At 68.8% G+C, this 20,945-nt stretch carries 19 protein-coding genes and 1 other RNA gene; 8 read left to right on the top strand and 12 right to left on the bottom strand.

Translation table 11 applies throughout. From position 1 onward, the window contains the following. Both AC08OJ_RS02755 and AC08OJ_RS02750 read right to left on the bottom strand, forming a co-directional pair. Entirely contained in the window at positions 1-690 is a 690-nt protein-coding gene (locus AC08OJ_RS02755) for a zinc metalloprotease (protein WP_476592407.1), read from the bottom strand. Positions 691-729: 39 nt separating this feature from the next. Next, a complete protein-coding gene (locus AC08OJ_RS02750; protein WP_476592406.1) occupies positions 730-1,719 on the bottom strand; it encodes a ParA family protein in 990 nt (329 codons plus the stop codon). Positions 1,720-2,022: 303 nt separating this feature from the next. On the opposite strand from AC08OJ_RS02750, the gene AC08OJ_RS02745 reads away from it, so the two are divergent. Beyond that, positions 2,023-3,111, top strand: coding sequence for an S-(hydroxymethyl)mycothiol dehydrogenase (locus AC08OJ_RS02745; protein ID WP_462186283.1), 1,089 nt, complete (start codon positions 2,023-2,025; stop codon positions 3,109-3,111). 201 nt (positions 3,112-3,312) lie between these two features. Further along, the gene (locus AC08OJ_RS02740) at positions 3,313-3,963 is read left to right on the top strand and encodes an MBL fold metallo-hydrolase (RefSeq protein WP_476594989.1); all 651 of its coding nucleotides are present in this window, start codon (positions 3,313-3,315) and stop codon (positions 3,961-3,963) included. A gap of 41 nt (positions 3,964-4,004) precedes the next feature. Here AC08OJ_RS02740 and AC08OJ_RS02735 read toward each other — a convergent pair whose 3' ends face one another. From AC08OJ_RS02735 to AC08OJ_RS02720, 4 genes are all read right to left on the bottom strand, one after another. Further along, on the bottom strand, positions 4,005-4,304 hold the full coding sequence (locus AC08OJ_RS02735) for a GlsB/YeaQ/YmgE family stress response membrane protein (RefSeq protein ID WP_462186285.1): 300 nt from the start codon (positions 4,302-4,304) through the stop codon (positions 4,005-4,007). A gap of 156 nt (positions 4,305-4,460) precedes the next feature. Continuing rightward, positions 4,461-6,404, bottom strand: a complete 1,944-nt coding sequence (locus AC08OJ_RS02730; RefSeq protein WP_476592415.1) for a serine/threonine protein kinase — start codon at positions 6,402-6,404, stop codon at positions 4,461-4,463. A gap of 296 nt (positions 6,405-6,700) precedes the next feature. Further along, entirely contained in the window at positions 6,701-7,276 is a 576-nt protein-coding gene (locus AC08OJ_RS02725) for a PaaI family thioesterase (RefSeq protein ID WP_476594988.1), read from the bottom strand. Between the two features lie 101 nt (positions 7,277-7,377). Beyond that, positions 7,378-7,893 (bottom strand): lipopolysaccharide assembly protein LapA domain-containing protein, encoded by a 516-nt coding sequence (locus AC08OJ_RS02720; RefSeq protein ID WP_476592403.1) that lies wholly within the window; start codon positions 7,891-7,893, stop codon positions 7,378-7,380. A 124-nt stretch (positions 7,894-8,017) separates the two neighbouring features. Here AC08OJ_RS02720 and rnpB point away from each other — a divergent pair. The 5 genes from rnpB (at position 8,018) to AC08OJ_RS02695 (ending at position 11,835) form a co-directional block, all read left to right on the top strand. Next, positions 8,018-8,435: RNase P RNA component class A (gene rnpB, locus AC08OJ_RS02715), an RNA gene on the top strand. 41 nt (positions 8,436-8,476) lie between these two features. Further along, entirely contained in the window at positions 8,477-8,728 is a 252-nt protein-coding gene (locus tag AC08OJ_RS02710) for a type II toxin-antitoxin system Phd/YefM family antitoxin (protein ID WP_462189044.1), read from the top strand. A gap of 1 nt (position 8,729) precedes the next feature. After that, positions 8,730-8,996: a type II toxin-antitoxin system RelE family toxin gene (locus AC08OJ_RS02705; protein ID WP_476594987.1), complete on the top strand. Its 267-nt coding sequence runs from the start codon at positions 8,730-8,732 to the stop codon at positions 8,994-8,996. A gap of 610 nt (positions 8,997-9,606) precedes the next feature. Continuing rightward, positions 9,607-10,773: an AIPR family protein gene (locus AC08OJ_RS02700; RefSeq protein WP_476594986.1), complete on the top strand. Its 1,167-nt coding sequence runs from the start codon at positions 9,607-9,609 to the stop codon at positions 10,771-10,773. Positions 10,774-11,082: 309 nt separating this feature from the next. After that, positions 11,083-11,835, top strand: a complete 753-nt coding sequence (locus tag AC08OJ_RS02695; protein WP_476592399.1) for a hypothetical protein — start codon at positions 11,083-11,085, stop codon at positions 11,833-11,835. Between the two features lie 50 nt (positions 11,836-11,885). On the opposite strand, the gene AC08OJ_RS02690 is transcribed toward AC08OJ_RS02695, so the two are convergent. The 5 genes from AC08OJ_RS02690 to AC08OJ_RS02670 all read right to left on the bottom strand — a co-directional run bounded on the left by AC08OJ_RS02690 (position 11,886) and on the right by AC08OJ_RS02670 (position 18,753). Next, a complete protein-coding gene (locus AC08OJ_RS02690; RefSeq protein WP_476594985.1) occupies positions 11,886-13,169 on the bottom strand; it encodes an HsdM family class I SAM-dependent methyltransferase in 1,284 nt (427 codons plus the stop codon). Then, on the bottom strand, positions 13,087-13,440 hold the full coding sequence (locus tag AC08OJ_RS02685) for a type I restriction-modification system subunit M N-terminal domain-containing protein (protein ID WP_476594984.1): 354 nt from the start codon (positions 13,438-13,440) through the stop codon (positions 13,087-13,089). Before AC08OJ_RS02685 ends, AC08OJ_RS02690 begins: the two co-directional genes overlap by 83 nt. Continuing rightward, positions 13,437-14,039 carry a restriction endonuclease subunit S domain-containing protein gene (locus AC08OJ_RS02680; protein ID WP_476594983.1) on the bottom strand — a complete coding sequence of 201 codons (603 nt, stop codon included), beginning with the start codon at positions 14,037-14,039 and terminating at the stop codon, positions 13,437-13,439. The genes AC08OJ_RS02685 and AC08OJ_RS02680 overlap by 4 nt, the downstream gene beginning before the upstream one ends. 968 nt (positions 14,040-15,007) lie before the next feature. Then, a complete protein-coding gene (locus tag AC08OJ_RS02675; protein WP_476594982.1) occupies positions 15,008-15,700 on the bottom strand; it encodes a type I restriction-modification enzyme R subunit C-terminal domain-containing protein in 693 nt (230 codons plus the stop codon). Then, a complete protein-coding gene (locus AC08OJ_RS02670; RefSeq protein WP_476594981.1) occupies positions 15,697-18,753 on the bottom strand; it encodes a DEAD/DEAH box helicase family protein in 3,057 nt (1,018 codons plus the stop codon). The genes AC08OJ_RS02675 and AC08OJ_RS02670 overlap by 4 nt, the downstream gene beginning before the upstream one ends. Before the next feature lie 429 nt (positions 18,754-19,182). Here AC08OJ_RS02670 and AC08OJ_RS02665 point away from each other — a divergent pair, with 429 nt between their 5' ends. Beyond that, positions 19,183-19,857: a hypothetical protein gene (locus AC08OJ_RS02665; protein WP_476594980.1), complete on the top strand. Its 675-nt coding sequence runs from the start codon at positions 19,183-19,185 to the stop codon at positions 19,855-19,857. Here the strand turns inward: AC08OJ_RS02665 and AC08OJ_RS02660 are convergent. After that, the gene (locus AC08OJ_RS02660) at positions 19,801-20,937 is read right to left on the bottom strand and encodes a bifunctional RNase H/acid phosphatase (protein WP_476593810.1); all 1,137 of its coding nucleotides are present in this window, start codon (positions 20,935-20,937) and stop codon (positions 19,801-19,803) included. The two genes, AC08OJ_RS02665 and AC08OJ_RS02660, sit on opposite strands and share 57 nt — an antisense overlap. Positions 20,938-20,945: the final 8 nt, after the last annotated feature.

Here is a 20,945-nt window from a genome sequence, read left to right as displayed (position 1 = left end):
TCACCCCAGATTGAGGCCTATCAGCGAGGCGAGTCCCCGCAGCAACGGGCCGATGAGCTGGCCGATGACCGAGGGGAATCCGACGAACAGCACCGGCAGCAGCAACAACGCCAGCAGGATGCCCAACCCGATGTTGCGCTCGGCTAACTGGTACCGGGCTTTGCGCCAGCCTGCCGTGGTCGGGCCGAGCAGGAACAGCAGCCGCCCGGCGTCTGTCGGGGGGACCGGGATCAGGCTGACGATGAACATCGACCCGAACGTGACGGCCATCCACAACGCGAGCTCGGCACCGAAGCTGTTCGGCACCGTCACCTCGGTGACGCGGTCACCGAGCCGCACCAGCCCCGGCTCGCCGAGCGGCTGGAACACCGCCAGGGTTGCCAGGGCGAGCAGGAGATACGCCAGCGGTCCGGCCAGGACGGCGGCGGCCACGTGGAACCGGCGCCGCCGCCACACGTCGTTCATGGGCACCGACTCGGCCCAGCCGTAGCCGACGACGAAGACAGCGACTCCGCTGAACGGGCTGAGCCGGTCCTTCAGGCCCGTCGTCAGCCGCCCCGAGCGCATCGGGGTCGGGTCACGGACTAGCCGGGCCACGAGCACCTGGGCGGCGTCGTGGGCGAAGATCCCGATGAGGAAGGCGAGGAGGATCCCGAGAAGCGCCGCGGGTTCGGCAAGGTGGAACAGCACGTCGCTACCTTTTCGCCCCGATCGCCCCGTTGTCTCGGTTCAGCCGACGGCCGGCGGCGTGTCGTGCCGGACCATCAGTTCCCGGGCGAGTCGCCGGTAGCCAGCAGCCCCCACCGACGTCGGGGCGTAGGTGGTGATCGGCTCGCCGGCCACCGTGGTCTCCGGGAACCGAACCGTCCTGTTGATCACAGTGTGGAACACCTCGTCCGGGAACCGTTCGACGACCCGGGCCAGCACCTCCCGGGCATGCAGGGTGCGGGCGTCGTACATGGTCGCCAGAATACCGGCGAGCTCCAGGCGTGAGTTGAGCCGCTCGCGCACCTTGTCAATGGTCTGCAACAGCAGCGCCACTCCCCGCAGCGCGAAGTACTCGCATTCCAGCGGGACGATGACGGCGTCCGCCGCCGTCAGCGCGTTCACGGTCAGCAGGCCGAGCGAGGGCTGGCAGTCGACGAGGATGACGTCGTACTCGTCGAGGATCGGCGCCAGCGCGCGGGCGAGGCTGTGCTCGCGGCCGACCTCGGTGACCAGCAGCACCTCCGCGGCGGACAGGTCGATGTTGCTCGGCAGCAGGTCGAGCCCGTCGACCTGGGTCTCGACGATCACCTCGCGGACGTCGGCGTCCCCGCCCAGCAGGAGGTCGTGCACCGTCAGGTCGAACTGCATCGGGTTGACGCCGAGCCCGACCGACAGCGCACCCTGAGGATCGAAGTCGACGAGGAGTACCCGCCGGCCGTACTCCGCGAGCGCGGCACCCAGGTTGATCGTGCTGGTGGTCTTGCCGACCCCGCCCTTCTGGTTGCACATCGCGACGATCCAGGCGGGACCGTGCGACGCCAGCGGGGGCGGGACGGGAAACGACGGCAGCGGCCGCCCGGTGGGCCCGGGCTCGCCCACCCCCGCATCGACACTCTCACCGCCGGCCTCGAGCCGCCCGTCCTCGGACAGGCGAGGATCACCGACCGTCACCTCCCCGTAGAAGCGGCGGGTCGGTGAGGCGACGGACGACGTGTCGGTGAAACGGACCACTGAGGGGTTGCTCCTTCTACAAAGAGCAGAAACGGACCGGTAGGAGCGTACCGACACCGACCCGTTCTCGGTGGCGCCGGGTGGCCGTAAAGCGGCGTGTCGCGCCATGAGCGGCGTGACCACGTTGGACGGACCCCACCTGTGTTGGACGGACCCCACCTGTGTTGGACGGACCCCACCTGTGTTGGACGGAGCCCACCAACGGAGGTAGGAAAGTCAGACATCGGGGTGACCGCTCCGGTTCGACGAGGGATTCATCTCTCCGACCAGTGCTCGAGGAGACTCGAGGAGAAGGGATCCGGGATGAGCGCGCAGACGGTGGAAGCGGTGGTGGCCCGGGAGAAGGGCGCCGCGGTCTCGCTGGAGCAGATCGTTGTTCCAGATCCGGGTCCGGGCGAGGCACGGGTACGGGTGCGCGCCTGCGGCGTATGCCATACCGACCTGCACTACCGCGAGGGCGCGATCAACGACGACTATCCGTTCCTGTTGGGGCACGAGGCGGCCGGCACCGTCGAATCGGTGGGCGAGGGCGTGGTGGGTCTGGCCCCCGGTGACTACGTGGTGCTGGCCTGGCGGGCCCCCTGCGGAACCTGCCGGGCCTGTCGGCGCGGCATGGCCTGGTATTGCTTCGACTCCCGCAACGCGCGAAATTCGATGACCCTGGCGGACGGGACGCCGCTGGCGCCGGCGCTGGGCATCGGTGCGTTCACGCCGCTGACCCTGGTCGCCGCGGGCCAGTGCGTGCTGGTGGACCCCGCGGCCCGGCCAGAGGCGGCCGGGCTGATCGGCTGCGGGGTGATGGCCGGTTTCGGTGCCGCCGTGAACACCGGCAGGGTCACCCGGGGTGAGACGGTGGCAGTGATCGGCTGCGGCGGGGTCGGCGACGCGGCGATCGCCGGCGCCTCGATCGCGGGAGCACGGAAGATCATCGCGGTCGATGTCGACGACCGGAAGCTCACCTGGGCCCGACACTTCGGTGCCACCGATGTCGTGAATGCCACGGCAGGCGATCCGGTGGCGGCCATCCGGGCGCTCACCGACGGCTTCGGCGCCGATGTGGTCATTGAGGCGGTGGGCCGCCCGGAGACCTACCGCCAGGCCTTCGACGCCCGCGACCTGGCGGGACGGCTGGTCCTGGTGGGTGTACCCGACCCGGCGATGACCGTGGAGCTGCCGCTCGCCGAGGTCCTCGGCCGCGGCGGTCACCTGTCGTCGTCCTGGTACGGCGACAGCCTGCCGAGCCGCGACTTCCCGATCCTCATCGACCTCTATCGCCGGGGCCGGCTCGACCTCGACGCCTTCGTCACCGAGACCATCGGGATCGGCGACGTCGAGGAGGCGTTCACCCGGATGCAGCGCGGCGACGTGTTGCGCAGCGTCGTCATCCTCTGAGTCGTCGTTCACCGGGCCGCCATCTACTGAACCATCGTTCACTGAACCTTTGTTTAGTGGCGAGGTTCGTCGGCGGCGGGCCCACCCGGAGCCGGGAACCGCCGGATACGGTCGACCCCACCGGGTGCACCGCCGTCCGACGGCACCCGCGACACGCGCAGCGGGCAGCGGGCAGACCGATCGGGTCGAGGAGGGGACGCAATGATCGTCAATACCGGGCTTCGGGTGGATCGGGTGATCACGCGCGGCGACTTCACGCTCGACGGTCAGTCGTTCACGGTCGACAACAACGTCTGGCTCGTGGGAAACGACGACGAGGTACTGGTCATCGACGCCGCGCACGACCCGTCGGTGATCGCGGCGGCCATCGGCACCCGCGTGGTCACATCGATCATCACTACGCACGGTCATAACGACCACATCAATGCGGCGGCGGAGCTCGCGGACCTGGTCCGGGCGCCCATCGCGCTGCACCCCGCCGACGTGGTGCTGTGGAAGGCGATCTATCCGCACCGGGCGCCCGACCGTGCGCTCGCGGACGGACAGCTCATCGGCCTGCCCGAAGGTGGCGCGCTGCGCGTCCTGCACACCCCGGGCCACTCTCCCGGCGGGATCTGCCTGTTCGGGGAGATCAACGGCGACCCGGTCCTGTTCAGCGGCGACACACTCTTCCGCGGGGGTCCCGGGGCGACCGGGCGGTCCTACTCCGACTTCCCGACCATCCTGGCCTCGATCCGTACCAGGCTGCTCACCCTGCCCGCGCACACCGTCGTGCACACCGGTCACGGCGACGACACGACCATCGGTGAGGAGGGTGTCGACTACGACGACTGGGTGAGCCGCGGCCGCTGACCGGCCGCTTCCCCGCATCACCGCCCGGTACGCACACCGGGCTAGGGTCGGCCCGCGGTGCGCCGGGTGCCGGTGCTCTGCCCACGACGCGCCGCCCACATCGGGGAGACGATCGCGACCAGCGCGACCGCGACACCAACCTGCAGGATGTGCCGGATCCAGTCGAAGCCGCCGGTGTGGCGCACGCCGAGCGCGCTCGCGATCACGTTACCCACCAGCGCGCCGATGATGCCGAACCCGACCGTCAGCCAGAGTGGGATGTTCTGCCGACCCCGGACGATCAGACGGGCCAGAAGACCGATCACCAGACCGGCCAGAACGATCCAGAGAATTTGGAACACCGGGCACCCCCAGAGCGTGAGTCTGCCTCCTCTTCGTCTCCATGAACCCGGCCGTACAAACACCGCGGGCACCCGACCTGCACCGGATGCACAAACCTTCCTTATTTAGTTTTTTCCTGAAAAATAGGCCCAACCCGGCGGAACACCACCGGTCCGTCAACGCGGAAGATCCCGGGCGTCGACGGCCCGCAGATTGATGTTCACGAATCCCTGGTGCATTCCGGGTACCAGGTCGACCCAGAAATAACCACGCAGCCGGTAGGAACCCTGCACGTAGCCGAAGGAAGCACCGCTGTGCGCCATCTCGGCAAGGCGGTACGTGCTCCCGAAGCACTCCTTCCCCGGCTCGAAGCCGGGCGGCTCCCCCGGCCCGAGCGCCCCGCACGCGTCGAAGAGGGTGAAGTTGGGCCGGTTGTCCCCCCCAAAGTCCGGTCCGGGGTAGAAGGCCCCTTCGTTACCCTCGGCGAGGGTGGAGATGTCGAGGAAGACGATCTGGGTGTCGTGGGCGGCGACGAAGCCGGTGAACGCCTTGGCCTGCATGAGCTGGCCGACCGTGCCCCGGAATCCGGGGATCGGCCGCCCCGACGACAGGCCGGCAGGAGGAACGATGACAGAGGGTGAGGGCGCGGGGAGCCCCGGTGGCCCAGGAGTATGTCCCGATCGGGCCGGGACGTCGTCACGCGACGACGGGGTGAGTGGCACGCCGTGCGGGCCGGGCCCCGGTTCCCCGGCCGTCGCCTGGGAACTGGCGGCCGTCCCGGGGGCCTGCGGACCGAGGTCGCCGGCGGCCTCGGAGGCGCTCAGGGCGGCCAGGCCCGCGAGTGTCGCGGCCAGGGCAGCCAGACCCGCGGTCCGGCGCGGGTGGCGCCGGGCACGGGCCCGCCGGCCGGACAGGGGCCGCTTCGCCCCGGCGGGAGCTGCCCCGGCGGAAGCGGCCGCATCATGATCACCGTCAGCCGGCCGGCCACCGGCCTGATCGTCATCCTCGCCGAGCGCGGACCCGCCGACCTGCCCGGACTCGCCGACCTGCCGAAGCTCGCCAGCCTGCCCGGGGTCCCCCGCCGGATCACCGGTCCCGCGTGGCGCCCGGCCCGCTGTCCCCGCACCGTTTGTCCCCGCACCGTCGCCCACTCGCACCCACGCGCCGGCGCTCTCCGGCGCATCGAGGCGAATCTGCGTCTTGGCGTCATGGGTATCCTCCTCCGCGGCCGGCAGAAGGCTCCTCATGCGGGTCGTCACCGGTGGGGCGAGCCAGGCGTCCCGCAGTATCCGGCGTGTCTCGCGCTCCGGGTCGCCAGTAGACCCGATCAGCACGCGCAGCAACGCGTGGGCGCTCGGCCGGGCCATAGGCTCCTTGAGCAACGCCGCGCGGACCGCTGGGCGCAGGGCCAGCGGAACATCCCCGGTGTCGGCCTCGTCGTGGACCACCCGGTACAGCAGCGCGTCGGGCCGGCCGGTCCCGAAGGGGGGTCGCCCCGACGCGGCGAACAGTACCGTCAGGCCCCAGGCGAAGACGTCCGCCGGCGGGCCGATCTCGCCGCGTCCGGTGACCTGCTCCGGGGCCATGTAACCCGGGCTGCCCAGCAACACCCCCGTCCTGGTCGCGGCCGTCGCGTCGACCGCCGCCGCGATGCCGAAGTCGATCACTTTCGGGCCGTCCTCGCTGAGGATCACGTTGCCCGGTTTCAGGTCCCGATGGACGATGCCGGCGTCGTGGATGGCCTTCAGGGCCTCGGCGAGCCCGGTCGCCAGCGCCATGACGACCGGCATGGTCAGCGCGCCCCGGTCGGCGATCGCCTCGGCGAGGCTTTGGCCGTGGATGTGCTCGGTTGCCATCCACGGATCCTCGGCGTCGGGATCGGCATCGACCAGCCTCGCGGTGCAGGCACCGTCGACCGCCCGGGCGGCCGCGACCTCGCGACGGAACCGGCTGCGGAACTCGGGATCGGCCGTGAAGTCCGACCGGATCACCTTGAGGGCGACCGGCCCTCCGGTCTCGTCGTCGATGCCGAGGTAGACGACTCCCATACCACCGGAGCCGAGCCGCGCGGTGAGCGTGAACCGGGCGATCCGCTCCGGATCGCCAGAGCGCAGCGACATCGCCGGCACCGCGCCCTCCTTTCCGCCGAGCTTTCCGCCGCGAGCCGACCGACAGCCGGCGAGGGTTGGCCGCCGGGGCCGACCGCCGCTCCGAACGTTCCGACGCAGTGGCCGAGGCAACGGTCGATGGAGCATCCCGACAGACCCGGAGGCCACGCCCACCGTGCCAGCTACATCTGTGACGGATCTGTGACGGAGATGTGACGGTTCGTGCGGTCGAATCACGGCGAGCAAACGAGTCCCGCCCGTGAGCGGATTCCGAGATTCCGAGATTCGAAGACCAGGAGATTCGAAGATCAGGAAATGGTCTGATGTTCGCGCAGCCGGATCAGGTCCGGATCCTGCTCGATCGCCTGGATGTCCTCGGCCCGGGCATGGGTGACAAAGTGCTCCAGGGGCACTTCGACGAACAGCCCTCGGGCCCGGACCGCGACCCGTCCGGTAGGGCTGTTCAATCGTCCCTCGCCACTGGCGTAGACCCGCCGGCCGAGCACGCCCTCGACCCGCGCCCTCAGGTGCAGGACGGTGCCCACGGGTACCGGCCGCAGGAAGTCCGTCTCCAGCCGGCCGGTCACCAGGCTGGTCCGGGTCAGATGCCCGAGCGCACCCAACGCCTCGTCGAGGGCGCAGCTGAGCAAGCCACCATGGGCGAGGCCCGGCGCTCCCTGATGATGCTCGGTCACCTCGAACGTCGCGCACAGCGCGAGGCCGGCATCGGCGTCGACCCGTAGGTGCAGTCCGTGGGCGGACTGGTCACCGCAGGCGAAGCACCGCACGTAGTGGGACGGCAGCACGGTGCCGGGCGCCGGTGCGTTCGCTGGGCGTGGCGGGAGTTGTGCTCCCGGTGGCAGATCTGTTCGCAACGACGTCACGACCCGGACTGTACCGACGCGGTGAGATCCGCCTGGCATCTTGCCGACGTGCCTTCCACCAACCGGCTACCGGCCGACCCGCGGCCGAGGACTCCGCTCAGCTACCGGTGGCCGGCCGCGCGACGCAGGTGGCGCAACTCGCGGCGCAGCCTGATCTGAGGAATGACACCGATGAGTAGGCCGACGACGAGACCGGCGGCGGCCGAGGCGGCCAGTGCACCCGCGACCGACATCTGCCTGGTCGAACCGAACAGCCAGATGCTCACGCGCGCGTCGTTCTGCACGACGAAGACCACGACGGCGATCGCGATGAGCAGCACCAGCACGGTGATCGCATAGGTGGTGTAGGCAACCCCGCGACGCGACGGCCGGGCCCCGCCGGTGGGCGCACCCGGGACGCCGGGAGAATCCGGTCCGCCCGGGTGGGCCGGCTGGTGCGGAACGGGCGCCACGGCGCCCGGACCAACCGGAACCTGGCCGGCAGGCGTTCCGGAAGGCGAGGCCGCGGGGGTCTGCCCGGCCGCCGCCGGCGCCGCGGGCGCGGGCGGAACGGCGGGCGGAGAGGCCGTACGCCTCGCGTTGCCGAAGCCTCGGCCCGGCTGCTTCGGTCCCGTCATGATCGTCCTGTTCCTCGATCCGCCGCCATACCGCCCGATCGGCCGGCTCCGCGCACCGACAGCCCGATCAGCCCTACGCCCAGGAAGCGTAGACCGGGAAGCACTCTATACTGAAGGAAGCGGACGAGTTGGCCGGGCGGCCGCGTCGGTGCCGGCTCGTCCGGCGTCGCCGAGGAAAGTCCGGGCTCCACAGGGCAGGGCGGTGGGTAACACCCACCCGGGGTGACCCGCGGGACAGTGCCACAGAAAACAGACCGCCGGTGCCGGTTCCGGCGCCGGTAAGGGTGAAACGGTGCGGTAAGAGCGCACCAGCGCCCAGGGTGACCTGGGCGGCTCGGTAAACCCCGCCCGGAGCAAGGTCAGAAGGCCCGTAGCCGCGAGGCCGCGGACCGCGCAGGCGTTCGAGGTTCGAGGGCTGCCCGCCCGAGCCTGCGGGTGGACCGCTAGAGGCTGCCGGCAACGGCAGCCCGAGAGAGATGGTCGCCGCCGACGAGCCGTGAGGCTAGCCGGTACAGGACCCGGCTTACAGGCCACCTCGTCCGCCTCAGCGGCCCGACCACTCCCCGGTTTGTACAATCTGGGGATGAGCGAGATGCCGATCAGCGAGGCACGCGACCACCTCGGCGAGATCGTCTCCAAGGCGGAGCACGCCCATGAGCGGATCGTCCTGACCCGTCACGGCCGCGCGGTCGCGGCAGTGATCTCCATAGAAGATCTCCGTGAGCTGGAAGCGGCGGAGGACGAAGCGGATCTCGCCGTCGCCCGAGAGGCGCTGGCCGCCGAGGAGCCTCGCGTACCCCACGCCGACGTCCTCGCCGAGTTCGGCCTGAACTGACGTGGCGCACACCGTCGAGTGGACGACTGCGGCGCTGCGAGAGCTGCGCAAGCTCGACGCCTCCACCACTCGACGGATCCTGATCGCGATAACACGACTCGCGGCGGAACCCCGCCTCTCGGGGGCCCGGGCCATCACCGGCCAACCCAGCAGGATACTGCGGATCAGAGTTGGTGAATACCGGGTGATCTACCAGGTCGACCACACCCGCATTCTCGTCACGATCGTCCACGTCGCCCATCGACGTGAGGTGTACCGGCACCTCTGACCCGAGCCGCCGCTCGGCACCCCGGAGTCGGCACCCCCGGAGCAAGGTCCAAGGGCCCGTGGCCGTCACAAGTCGCGGACCGCGGAACCGTGCCTAACCCTCCACAGTTCAGCTTCACCGAGGGTGGGGACGCTGCTCGGCCGGGGTGGGGTGGTCTCGGCGCCGGCGAAGACGGTGATGGGCCGGCTGGTCGGGGACCGGCTGGTGGCGGTGGGCCGCGCGTTACCTTCCAAGGTGCTGTCGGCCGTTACGGCCGGGCTACCCATCAGGCCCTACCCCTCCCGTTGCGAGCCGCCCCCAGGCAGACAGCACCGCCCCGCCTGTGACTGGCGGACGGCAGATAGGGAACGCGCTCGTACAGGTCGTAGCAGGCGACCAGATGGATAGGGCCGCCGTTGGCATCGCGGAGTCGTTTGATGATGGTGGCCAGGGCGCTGGCCAAGCCGGGGCTTACAGGCCATCTCGTCCGCGTCCCTGTCTCGGCCGCCCGGCTTCACGTCCGGCAGCCGGGGCACAGCCGGCTGCTCAGACAAGAGGAGATACTTTACTCCCGCAAATGGGACGCCCCGTAAGATCGCATACACAGTGCGGCGAAGGGGCGGTGGATCAGGTGAGTGGAAGAGCGGGAAGACCAGTTCCCGGGACCGTTGTAGCGGTCAGGGAGGCACTGGCACGCGAGTTCGACGGCCTGATCGACACCAGCGACGTGACCCATCCGGATCCGGCCGAGCGGCGCCGCAAGTTCCTCTCCCGTGCGCTGGCCGCACTGGTAGCACGGGACCGCCTCGACTGTGACACAGCCGAGGCCGCCGAGATGGTCATCGATGGGCGTAACGATTTCGGTATCGACGCGATCACCGTGGCCAGGAGCGAGCCACAACTCTGGCTGATCCAGTCGAAGTGGAGCGACCGCGGCGAGGCCGGCCTCAATACCGGCGATGCGCTCAAGACACTCGAAGGACTCCGCCTGATCGACCAGCACGAGTTCGACCCCTTCAACGAGCGACTTCAGGTGCTCGCGGAACGGGTGCGTACAGTACTGCTCGACGCCGGCCGGCGTATCACCATGACGATCGTCCTGATGGGAAGCCAGGCGCCCTCGGCCGAGGTCCGGCAGAAATTCGACGACGCCGTCAAAATTTTCAACAAGCACGGCGACGTCCTGGATATCGAGTACTGTCTGGCGGCGGACATCAGGGCGATGCTCCTGCGCCGCAACGCCCCACAGCCGATCAGGCTCGTCGCCAAAATGCAGGAGTGGTTCGACCTTCGCCATCCTCTTACGGCGTATTCCGGGATCGTCGCGGCAAGCGAGATCGCCGACTGGTATACCCAGCACGGAAATCTGTTGTTCAGCAGGAACATCCGTACCAGTCTCGGTACCACGAAGATTAACAGCGATATCGTCGAGACATTGACGACGACACCCGAGAACTTCTGGTATTATAATAACGGAATCACCATACTGTGCGACAGTCTCACCTTCAATCCCTTCAGCCGTAGCACGCCGAACGGCCCAGCCGAGTTGACCCTCGACGGCGCGAGCGTCGTCGAGGGCGCGCAGACTGTCGTCGCTATCGGCGACGGGGTGAAGAAGAGCCCGGACGTGGCCGGCGGGGCTCTCGTCGGAGTCCGCGTGATTGTTCTGGGCCGGGCGCCCACCGACCTCGCGACCACCACCACCCAGACGACAAACACGCAGAACGACGTGGAGCTGCGCGACTTCGTCGCCCTGGACCAGGTACCGACCGACATCAAAGGATTCGGAATGAAATAACTTGTTCACTTCGGAGTCCTCGCGAGCCCGTGACCTGCGAAGACGCATATTGGCTTGCATTAATTACTTCATTACGAATTCAAAGACGATTTCGCTCTCACTCTCGGCAAGACCTATGTCCTCAAGCGGGGGGAGATCGATCCATCTCCCGAGGGCGGGTGCTCGGTCGTTCACGCCGCCGTCGCGCTGGCATGTGCGCATTCCTCGGTCGAGCTGGTCGTCCGCGCGAAGAAGGATTCCTCCCTGTTGTGGGAGCGGGGCGCAAAGGGCGCCTACACCCTGCTGTTCGGAAACCGCCGCCCGTCGGCGTTGCGGATCTGGCGCTGCGTGCGGACTTTCCGCGCCATCCAGCAGAACCTGCACGACACCCGCAATCATTGGCGCGGACGCGCGGAGGCCGTCGCCGAACTCGGCGATCTGCTGGTGGCGCACATCATCTTCACGCACATCACCCTGGATGGCATCGACGATCCCGACGAGGACTGGTCCACGCGACTCGATGGAGTCCCGGCGCTCGTCAGGCAGACCGTCGGCTGGCTGGTGCTACGCATCGACGAGACCTTCGGCCGGAATTCCTTCATCGGTAGCACCCTCACCAGTGCCGAGCGCTGCGAGCCACTGGTGGCGCAGGTGCTATGGGACATGAGGACCGATCGCCCGGAGCCCGTGCTGCCGGAGGACTACAACAAGCCCAAGGCGGACCGCCGCAGCCGACGTCCGAACACGGTGGGCATTCTGGTCGATGCGCGCAGAATCAGCGAGGGTACGCGGTTGGTGTTCTCGACCGCGGGGAAGCCCGAGGAACGCGCGATCGGCGGATGGTTGGCGGCGGATCCACGGCGGGCGGAGGCCACCTGGGTGAACAGCCGCTCGAAACCCCTGGTCTGGGCGGTGGACGGCCGCCAGTACGCCCCATCCGGCTTGGTGATGGAGATCTGGCGGCGGGCGGGGTGGAAGCGCGCACCCGTTTCCGTCCAAGGACCGTTGCGATGGTCGCTGCCCGATGAGGGTTCACTAGTCGAGCTGGCCGAGGCCGTGCTGCGAGCAGACGTGGTGGACTAAACGTCCGTGTCGAACCCGCGACGCGGACCACGGGATGGGGTCGCGGCGCGTCAGGCCCTTTCACACCGCAAGGTCTCAGTCGGACGAGACGGCATCGTCCGGTGTAGCGGTGGCGTCGGCGGAGCGGTTGGCCGCGAGGGCGTCTGCGATGGCGGAGAACTCGACCAGGGCGGCCTGGAGATCTCAACGATCTCACGGGCGATGACGTCGGGAGGTAGCAGGCTGTCGGCGTCGTCAAGGCTGGGGTCGCGCAGCCAGGTGATGTCGAGGTTCGCCTTGTCCCGAGCGGCCAGCTCATCGTAGTCGAACGGGCGGAACCGCTCGGACTCGGTGCGGGTGCCGCGCGGTTCCCCCGGCCGGTAGCAGGCGACGAAGTCGCCGAGGTGCTCGCGGCGCAGCGGATTCTGCTTCAACGTGAAGTGCTGGCCGACCCGCAGGTCGTACACCCACAGGGTCGCCGTCCACGGCGTGCCCGGCCGAGCCCGGCGCCTGTCGAAGAACAGCACGTTCGCCTTGACCCCGCCGGCGTAGAAGATACCGGTGGGCAGCCGCGGCAGGGTGTGGACGTCGTATTCCGCCAGCAGCCGGCGGCGGACCGTTTCCCCCGCCCCGCCCTCGAACAGCACGTTGTCGGGCACGACGACGGCGGCCCGGCCGTCCACGTCCAGCGACGACGCGATGTGCTGGACGAAGTTGAGCTGCTTGTTCGTGGTCGTCGTCCAGAAGTCCTGCCGGCTGTACGCAATATCGTCCCGGCCAGCGCGGCCGTCCTCACCGATCACGGTGATTGAGGACTTCTTGCCGAACGGCGGGTTGGCGAGGATCATCGTCGGATTCCCGCCGTACCGGCCGGCGAGCGCGTCCCCGACGTCGATGAGGGTGTTGCCGTTGGGGTGGCCGATGCCGTGCAGCAGCATGTTCATCGCGGCGAGCCGGGCGGTGCCGTCTACCAGCTCCATACCCCGGATCTTTCCGCGGCTGAAGCCGGCGCGCTGCTCCGGCGACAGCGTGGCGCCATGATGGCGCTGGATGTAGTCGGCGGCGGCCAGCAGGAAGCCGCCGGTGCCGCAGGCAGGATCGAAGACCGTGTCGTCCGGACCCGGCTGGAGGCAGTCGACCATGGCCGCGGTCAGCGCGCGGGGAGTGAAGTACTGGCCGGCGCCGGACTTGATATCCTCGGCGCTCTTGGCCAGCAGCTCCTCATAGGCGTCACCCTTCACGTCGACACCGGTCGACGACCACTCCTCCTTCTCAATCAGATCGACGATAAGCCGCTTGAGCTTCGCCGGATCCTGGATGCGGTTCTGCGCCTTGCGGAAGATCACGCCGAGCATGCCCGCCTCCTTGGCGAGATCCTCCAAGGTGTGTCGGTACGCGGTCTCCAGGTCGTCGCCGTCGTAGTCGAGCAGCTTCTGCCACCGGGTCCGCGACTGGCCGCAGGGCTACGTCCGGGTTGAAGCTCCGGTAAGCCCGCTCGTGCGCCATCTTCAGGAACAGCAGGTAGGTCAACTGCTCGACGTAGTCGATGGTGGAGACGCCGTCATCGCGCAGCACGTCGCAGTAGTTCCACAGCTTCGCGATGAGCTGCCGTGCCTTCGCGCTCACCCCAGCACATCCTTGTCGTTATCGATGGCAACATCGTCGAGCGGCAGCATCGGCGCGGACACGACGGCCTCGACGGAGGCCCACTCTCCCATCGGCCGGGACGCGGTCCCCACCGCCGCCGCAGACTGCCCCTCCTGCGCCGGAAGCTTGCGTGGCCGCCGCCTCGGCGCCTTCACCGCACCCGCCCGCTCCGCCCGGATCCGCTCCAACAACACCGACGCCGACTCATCCGCCGGATCCTGCGCCACCAGCCGCCCCGTGAATGCCTCCGCTAACAACGCCTTCCGTAGCACGGTAGCCTTCGCGAGACCTCCACGCACCAGACGCTCGCCGGTGTCCAGGACACTCAGCCATTCTTCGGCTGCGCTGACCAGATCAGCCTGTGCTTCTACCGGGGGAATCGGAACGGGAAGCCGCTTGATCTGGGACAAGCTGATCGAGGCGAGGTTGACGCTCTGCCGACCATTTTTCTCGCACCAGCCCTGACCGAACTCGTTGGCATGCCAAGCGAGCAGCTTCGGATGCAGAATTCCGTCATACAGACGAACTCGAAATACATGGTTCTGGTGAATACACCCGTCGATCTGCCCGTCCCACACCCACCCACGTCCGAGCTTATCGCGGTCCCCACTTTCGTTCAGAAGAACATCGCCCGGCTGATAGAGTGAGCGCACGAGCCTTGGCTGCGGGCACCCGGATCGTCGATATCTTCGCAAGATCCAGATAACCTCGCTGCACATTCGCCACACGCAGGTACGGAACCTCAGGAAGGTCCGGGTCGGATTGCTTCTTGCCGTCCTTGGTCACCCCACCCACCACGTCGACGATCTCTCCAAGACGGCACCAGCGCCACTCCAGTGGAATCCCCGGAACATCACCGTCTACCGACACTCGATCATGAAGAAATGTGACACGTGGCGCGTCGGCCCACCGACCAACCCTGCCGAAGCACACCGCCGACAGCAACGAACTTTGCAGATGATCAATTCGCAATAATGTACGTTCCAACCCGCCTACGCCTTGCCTGATTCTCTCAAGCGACCCTTCGAGGACTGCGACAATGCGACGCTGCTCGACCAACGGAGGCACCCGGAGAGGTACACGTCGCAGCTCCCCGAGGCCAAGACGAGGTCGACCGACTCCCCTGATCTTGGACGCCGAATATCTTCGAGACTGCGGTGAGGTCAGGGCATGAAGCAGCCAACTCGGTTCGATGGAAGGGTGGGGCCGAACCCGAATACAATCGGCCTTCACGACAGCTGGTACTCCGAGATCCGGAACAATACATGCCCGAGGGAGTTCCTCACCCAGCGAGGCAGCAACGAGGTCACCCGCGTGCACTTCGTGCGCACGCAACTCCTCGAAATGATCGAGGTCTATATAAGCCTTGTCGCTGTCGTTGAAAGCACCGTCACCAATGTTCTGAAGGCGAATCACTCTGGCACCCGACGAAGTGTAGTGGCGCGAAGCCAGGTTCGACCCAAAAGGCCCGTCGGTGATGGCTCTGGGTTCTACCGCCAGCAGATCTTCCAGACAGGCCCATTCCCAGCCGGGGGGGGAGGTCCGGTCATGCGGTGAGGCCGGCGCGGAGGGTGTCGAGGACGGTGCTGGCGCGGTCATTACCGAAGGCGGCCAGGAAACCGTCCGTTCCGCCGCGTTGAGTGAACGGCCACTCGTCCAAGTCGCCGTCAGCGAAGCCCGCCGCACTCACCACGATCTCCTTGATCTTCTCCAGCCACCACGTCTGGTCGCGGGTGAACGTGACGCCGGCGTGCCGCTGCGCGGCGAGCCAGGCGGTGAACCGCTCCTCGACGACGGTCCGGTGGGGTTGCGGCTGGACGTCAACGCCCAGCTCATAGCGGATCAGCCCGATCAGATCCAATGGTCCGTAATTTACCTCCGGCTCCTCCGGCGCCAGCCCCAGCACCCGGTACGACCGCCACAGCGTAGTCGGCGACCACAGGTACGGTGGTCGGGCGATCCGCGCCGCCAGCTCGATCACCTGGGCGTACACCGGCCGCGGCCCGCCGCCGTGCTCGTAGGACGCCTCGATCAGAGCGATCTCGTCGTGGTGCTCGCGGAGGAACGCCCGCCAGGAGGTGACCTGATCGCGCGCCAGCTCGGTCCGGTCGACGCCCCCGGCGGAGAGCAGGACGTCCGCGTTCACCTCGTCGATGGTGATCTCGTGGGCGCGGCGGATCTCCAGCATGCGGGCGCGTAGGGCGGGATTGGCCGCCAGCGGGCGCACCGCCGCCTTCACCAGCTCGCGGATAGCGGCCCGGCCGGGCCGGCGGCCTCGGCGTCGGCCAGCCGGTCCGGGTCGGCGGCCTGGATCAGGCTGCCGATCACGGACGTCAGCGGCGTCTGCGCGAGGGCCTCCAACTCGGTGCGTTCCTCGGCGGTGAGCTGCTGGTTGAGCCGGGCGAGCCGGGAAGCGAGTGTCGCCGTTTCCGCTGCGGTGATCTCCAGGCTGCCGGCCTTACGCAACAACGCCTCCAGGCTGATCTGCCGTTCGGTATGCCGGGTCAGTGGGGCCGCGTCCACCCGCTTCGTGTCGACGACGCCGACCGCGTCGACCAGTACGAACCGGTCCTTGGTGCGCGCGTCCGGGGTGACGCTCTGGAACTCGGTCGGGTCGATCGTCCGCGCGCCGCGCCCCTTCATCTGCTCGAAGGCGACCGGGCTCTTCGGGTTGCGCAGGAACAGCAGGCATTCCAGCGGACGCACATCCGTCCCGGTGGAGATCATGTCGACGGTGACGACGACGCGGAGCTCCGCCGAGTTCCGGAACGAGGCCAGCAGCTCCTCGGTGTTCCGTACCGAGCAGGTGATCTTCGCGGCGAAGTCGTTGCCCCGGTTGAAGACCTCCCGGATCCTGCAGACGATCTCGTCAGCGTGGTTGTCGTCGCGGGCGAACACCAGCGTCTTCGGCACCTCGGTGCGGCCCGGGAAGATCCCGGTGAACAGCCTGTCCCGGAACGTCGTGAGCACCAGGTCGAGGTTTCCCTCGCTGATGACGGATCGGCCGAGCTGGTCCGGGCCGTAGCTGAAGTCGTCGTCCAGCTCCTCGTACCGCTGCGCCCGGGTCCGCCGGTCACGGCGCGGCACGGTGATGCCGGCCTCGATGGTGTCGCCCCGCTCGCCATGCTTCGTGCGGATGCGGTAGACGTCGAAGTCGACGTTGACCTTGTCCGCCACCGCCTGCTGGTTGGTGTACTCGCTTACCAGGTTCCGCTGGAAGTACCCCAGCGTCTGCTTCGTCGGAGTCACGGTGAGCCCGACCTGGAAGGCCTCGAAGTACTCCAGCACCGCCCGCCATTTCCCGTAGATGGAACGGTGACACTCGTCGATGATGATGAGGTCGAAACTCTCCGGCGGCAGGTCGGCGTTGTAGGACACGGCGGCCGGCTCGGCGTCCTCGTCGCCCATCTCCGCCGGGCCGTCGTCAAGGTCCGGGTCGTCGGTGTCGGCATCCGGCACGCTGCGGCCCGACAGCACCGCGTACAGCCGCTGGACCGTCGAGATAACCACCTGCCAGGAGTCGGCCATCCCCGAGCCGGCGAGGATCTCGGCGTTGTACAGGTCGGTGAACCGGCGGCCGTCATCCGGGATCGGGTAGCCGGAGAACTCGGTGCGCGCCTGCCGGCCCAGGTTGTTGCGGTCCACCAGGAACAGGACGCGGCGGGCCCGCGCGTGGCGCAGTAGCCGGCAGCTCGCGGTTACGGCCGCGTACGTCTTTCCCGCGCCGGTCGCCATCTGGATCAGCGCCCGCGGCCGGCCGGCGGCGAGCGAACGTTCCAGCCCGGTCACCGCGTCGACCTGCGCCGGCCGCAGCGACCCGGTGGCCAGCGGAAACGCCGCCGGCATCGCGGCGAGCCTGGCCCGCAGGGTCGGGTACGCCGGGTCCTCGTCGGCCTCCCGCATCCATCGGGCCAGTGTCTCCGGCTGGTGGAAGGAGAAGACCCGCCGGGCTCTCGGTGCGGGGTCGAAGTCGTTGGTGAACTGGGTCTCCACCGCCGTTGTCTCGTACCGGAACGGCAGTGGGGCACGCCAGGCGGCCATCCGCTGCTCCTTCGTCAACGTCTCCGCGTATCGGGCGGACTGGCTCTCCACCTGGGTGAGCGGCGTCCCCTCCCGCTTCGCCTCGATCACACCGACCAACGCCTGGTTGACGTACAGCAAGTAGTCGGCCGGACCGGAGGCCGTGCGCCCCTCACGCACCGCCACCCCGTCGGCGGCGAACAGGTTCAGCGCGGAGACGTCCTGCACGACCCATCCGGCCGCCCACAGCATCCGGTCGACCTCGGCCCGGACCTGGACCTCCGTGCGCGGCTCGCGGGCCGCCACCCTGGCCCGTTGGATGAACGCCTCACGCTCGTCCGCCGTCGTCCGCCGCTCACGGCCGCCCACCCCGGATACCCGCACGCCGGTCTGCGGGGACAGCACCTCACGCACCGACATCGCGTCGGCGTCGGCGTCGGCGTCGGCGTCGGCGTCGAACACCATCCCCTCGACCGCACCACCGACCTGCGCATCGGACCGGTCCGCGGAAGAGACCACCGTGAGCGTCGAGATCAGCCCATGGAGATCCACACCGGTGGAATGCAGCGCCTGCATCTCCGCCTGAGCGTGGGCGAGTGCCTGCTCGGCCTCCGCCCGGGCGGTCCGCTCCGCCGCCAGCCGGTCATGGCTGCCGTCGAGGCGGAGCCCCGTCTCAGCCAGGCGATCCCGGTAGGCGGCGAGCTCCTCGCGCAGCCGGCGTAGCTCGGTCGCCTCCGCGGCAGACGGCGCCGCCGACGCCGCCGACGGGTCCGGGGCGGCCGGCGGGACGAAGGCGAACACCGTCCGGTCGCCGGTGAGAAAGCGGTGGAACCACACCCCCAGCTCGAAGCAGTGACCCACCATCGTGAGCGCCACCCGGACCTCACCGAAATGGCCGTGCACCGCCTCGTTGCCCGTGCGGCGAACAGCGTCGAACGCCCGCTTGATGCGAGGCTCCAGCAGACCGGCCCTGGCCAACGCGTTGACCCGGTCCACCTGGTGGTTTCCACGGGCCCGCGTTCCGGTCTCGGCAACCATCCGCTCGGCCAGCGCCTCGCCGAACTGGCGCGCCTTCATCAGGGACGTGTTCGGATCGGGGTAGATGTACGACTCGGCGCTCGCCCCGAACAGGACGAGCAGCGGCTCGTGGTCGAGCAGGAAGCCGAAGTTCCGCGACGCCCGCGCCAACCTCACAATCTGTGCGCGCAACGCGCCGTCCACCACGCCCCCCCACGCGTCCGAGTCGCGAAACCGGCTCCGGAACGAGGCCAACCGCCTACCATAACGTACATATCATCCATCAGGGGACAAGTCTTCTTACTGGTCGTTTCTAGCCATGATGTGGTGACACTGCTACGGTAGGTGGCAATGTCGATCGAACGGCCGGATGCGAGCATCGATGCACCGGCCGCTCCCGGGAGACCGGGGGCCGGGCCGAGCCAGGCCGATGTGAAGGCGCGGCTGCTCGACCGGCTCACATCATCGGAGGCAGACTCCCCCGTTTCCGCCGACGACACCGAATCCGATGGCTTGGCATCCGCAGGCTCGGCCCCTGAAGGCTCGGCGCGGCCGGAGACGGAACGTTCCAGGATCGACGCCAAGCTGGACGCGCTCGATCGACGGAACACCTCGGGTGATCGTGCCCCGTGGCCGGCCGACCGTCGGTCGGCAGAGGACCCGCGGTCCACCGATCCTTCGCCGGTGGAACGCAAGCTCGCGCTGCTCGACCGCAGGCCCGGCGGTGAGATGGACGCGGCCAGGAAGCAGGATCGGCCAGCCGGACCGGAGAAGCTGGGGTGGCGGCTCACGAGGATCTGGCGGGAAAGCCTCCCGACTCGAGATGGACGCGCCTTCTTCGAGAAGTCCGACACGGACATGCGGAGGACCGCGATGGCCGCCGAGCCGGTCCCGGGAACCTACACAGCCGACCTGCATGGCGACCCGTCGGGATTCCGGGTCGGCAAGGTCGCGCTCGACGCCCGGCAGCTCAGCGCGCTCATCCGCGCCGACGAGAACTGGCGCGGCCGACCGGTGCGGCTGCTGTCCTGCGAGACCGGGCAGGGCGACAACCCCGTGGCCCAGAAGGTCGCGGACGAACTCGGGGTCGCGGTGACGGCACCGACCGAGCTGGCCTGGGCCGACGACCGCGGTAACGTGTGGACGACCTCGAGACGCCGTGACGAGTTCGGCGTCCTGGAGGAGACCATTCCATACGACGGCGCCTGGGGGAATGGGTCTGGGACGCATCCATCGCCTACTATCTCGAGGAGCACGATCTTCCGCCGGAGCCGGCCCCGCCTCAACCCGCCTGAGCTGCCCCTATTCGCCGTAGATCGTCTGGCCCGTCATGTGATGGGTGTCGTTGAACCCGCGTAGCACCGCCGGGCCGTCGGAGTACCAGTCGATGGTCGTCATCGACACCAGATCCAGGTGGAGGCGGTAGAGCACGGCCGGTTCCGCCGCCAGCGCCAGCTGGGCCAACCCCTTGATCGGCGTGACGTGTGAGACGACGAGGACCCGCCCGCCCGGCTGCTCGGCGAGCAGCCGGTCACGCACCCGCGCCACCCGGGCCACGGTGGCGATCAGGCTCTCCCCGCCGAGCGGCGGGACGTGCGGGTCGGCGAGCCAGGCATTGAGCTCGTCGGGGAACTTCTCACGCACCTCGGCGAAGGTCAGCCCCTCCCAGGCGCCGAAGTCGGTCTCCCGCAGATCGTCGACGACGACATAGTCGCGGCCGAGGGCCTCGGCGGTCTGCCGGGCCCGCTTCAGCGGCGAACTGACGACGAGATCGAACGGCTCGTCGCGCAGCCGGTTCGCCACGGCCGCGGCCTGGCCGAGCCCGACGTCGGTCAGGGCCGCCTCGACCGTCCCACTGAACCGCTTCTCCACCGAGAGCGGGGTCTGCCCGTGACGCAGCAACACGGTCGTCGTCGGTGGTGCGGGCGGCGCCATCCAGCCGGAGAGCCGGTTTGTCGTCGGCGCGCGGTGCGGGACCGGGTCCGGGGACTGCGGGACCGCGGGTTCCCAGGCCCGCCCGGCGGCGGCGGCGTCCATCGCCTCGTTCGCGAGCCGATCGGCGTCGGCGTTGCGCGCGCGGGGCACCCACTGGAAACGGACCGCGGGGAACCGGGCGGCGAGTTCCGTCGCCTCAACCACCAGCGGCCGCATCGCCGGATGCTTGACCTTCCACCGGCCGCTCATCTGCTCGACAACGAGCTTGGAGTCCATCCGAACCTCCACCTCGGCGTCCGGGGCGATCTCAGCGGCGGCCCGCAGCCCGGCGATCAGCCCGGAGTACTCGGCGACGTTGTTCGTGGCGCGCCCGATCGAGTCCGCGCGCTCGGCCAGCAGCTTCCCCGAGCCGGCGTCGCGGACCACGGCTCCGTAGCCCGCCGGGCCCGGGTTGCCCCGCGACCCGCCGTCGGCCTCGATGACCAGCCTGCGCACGGTGCCCATCTACATGC

It is taken from the genome of Frankia sp. CgKIO3 (assembly GCF_977946435.1).
Note: the sequence above shows the minus strand (reverse complement) of the source record. Positions and strands in the feature narration are given on the sequence as shown.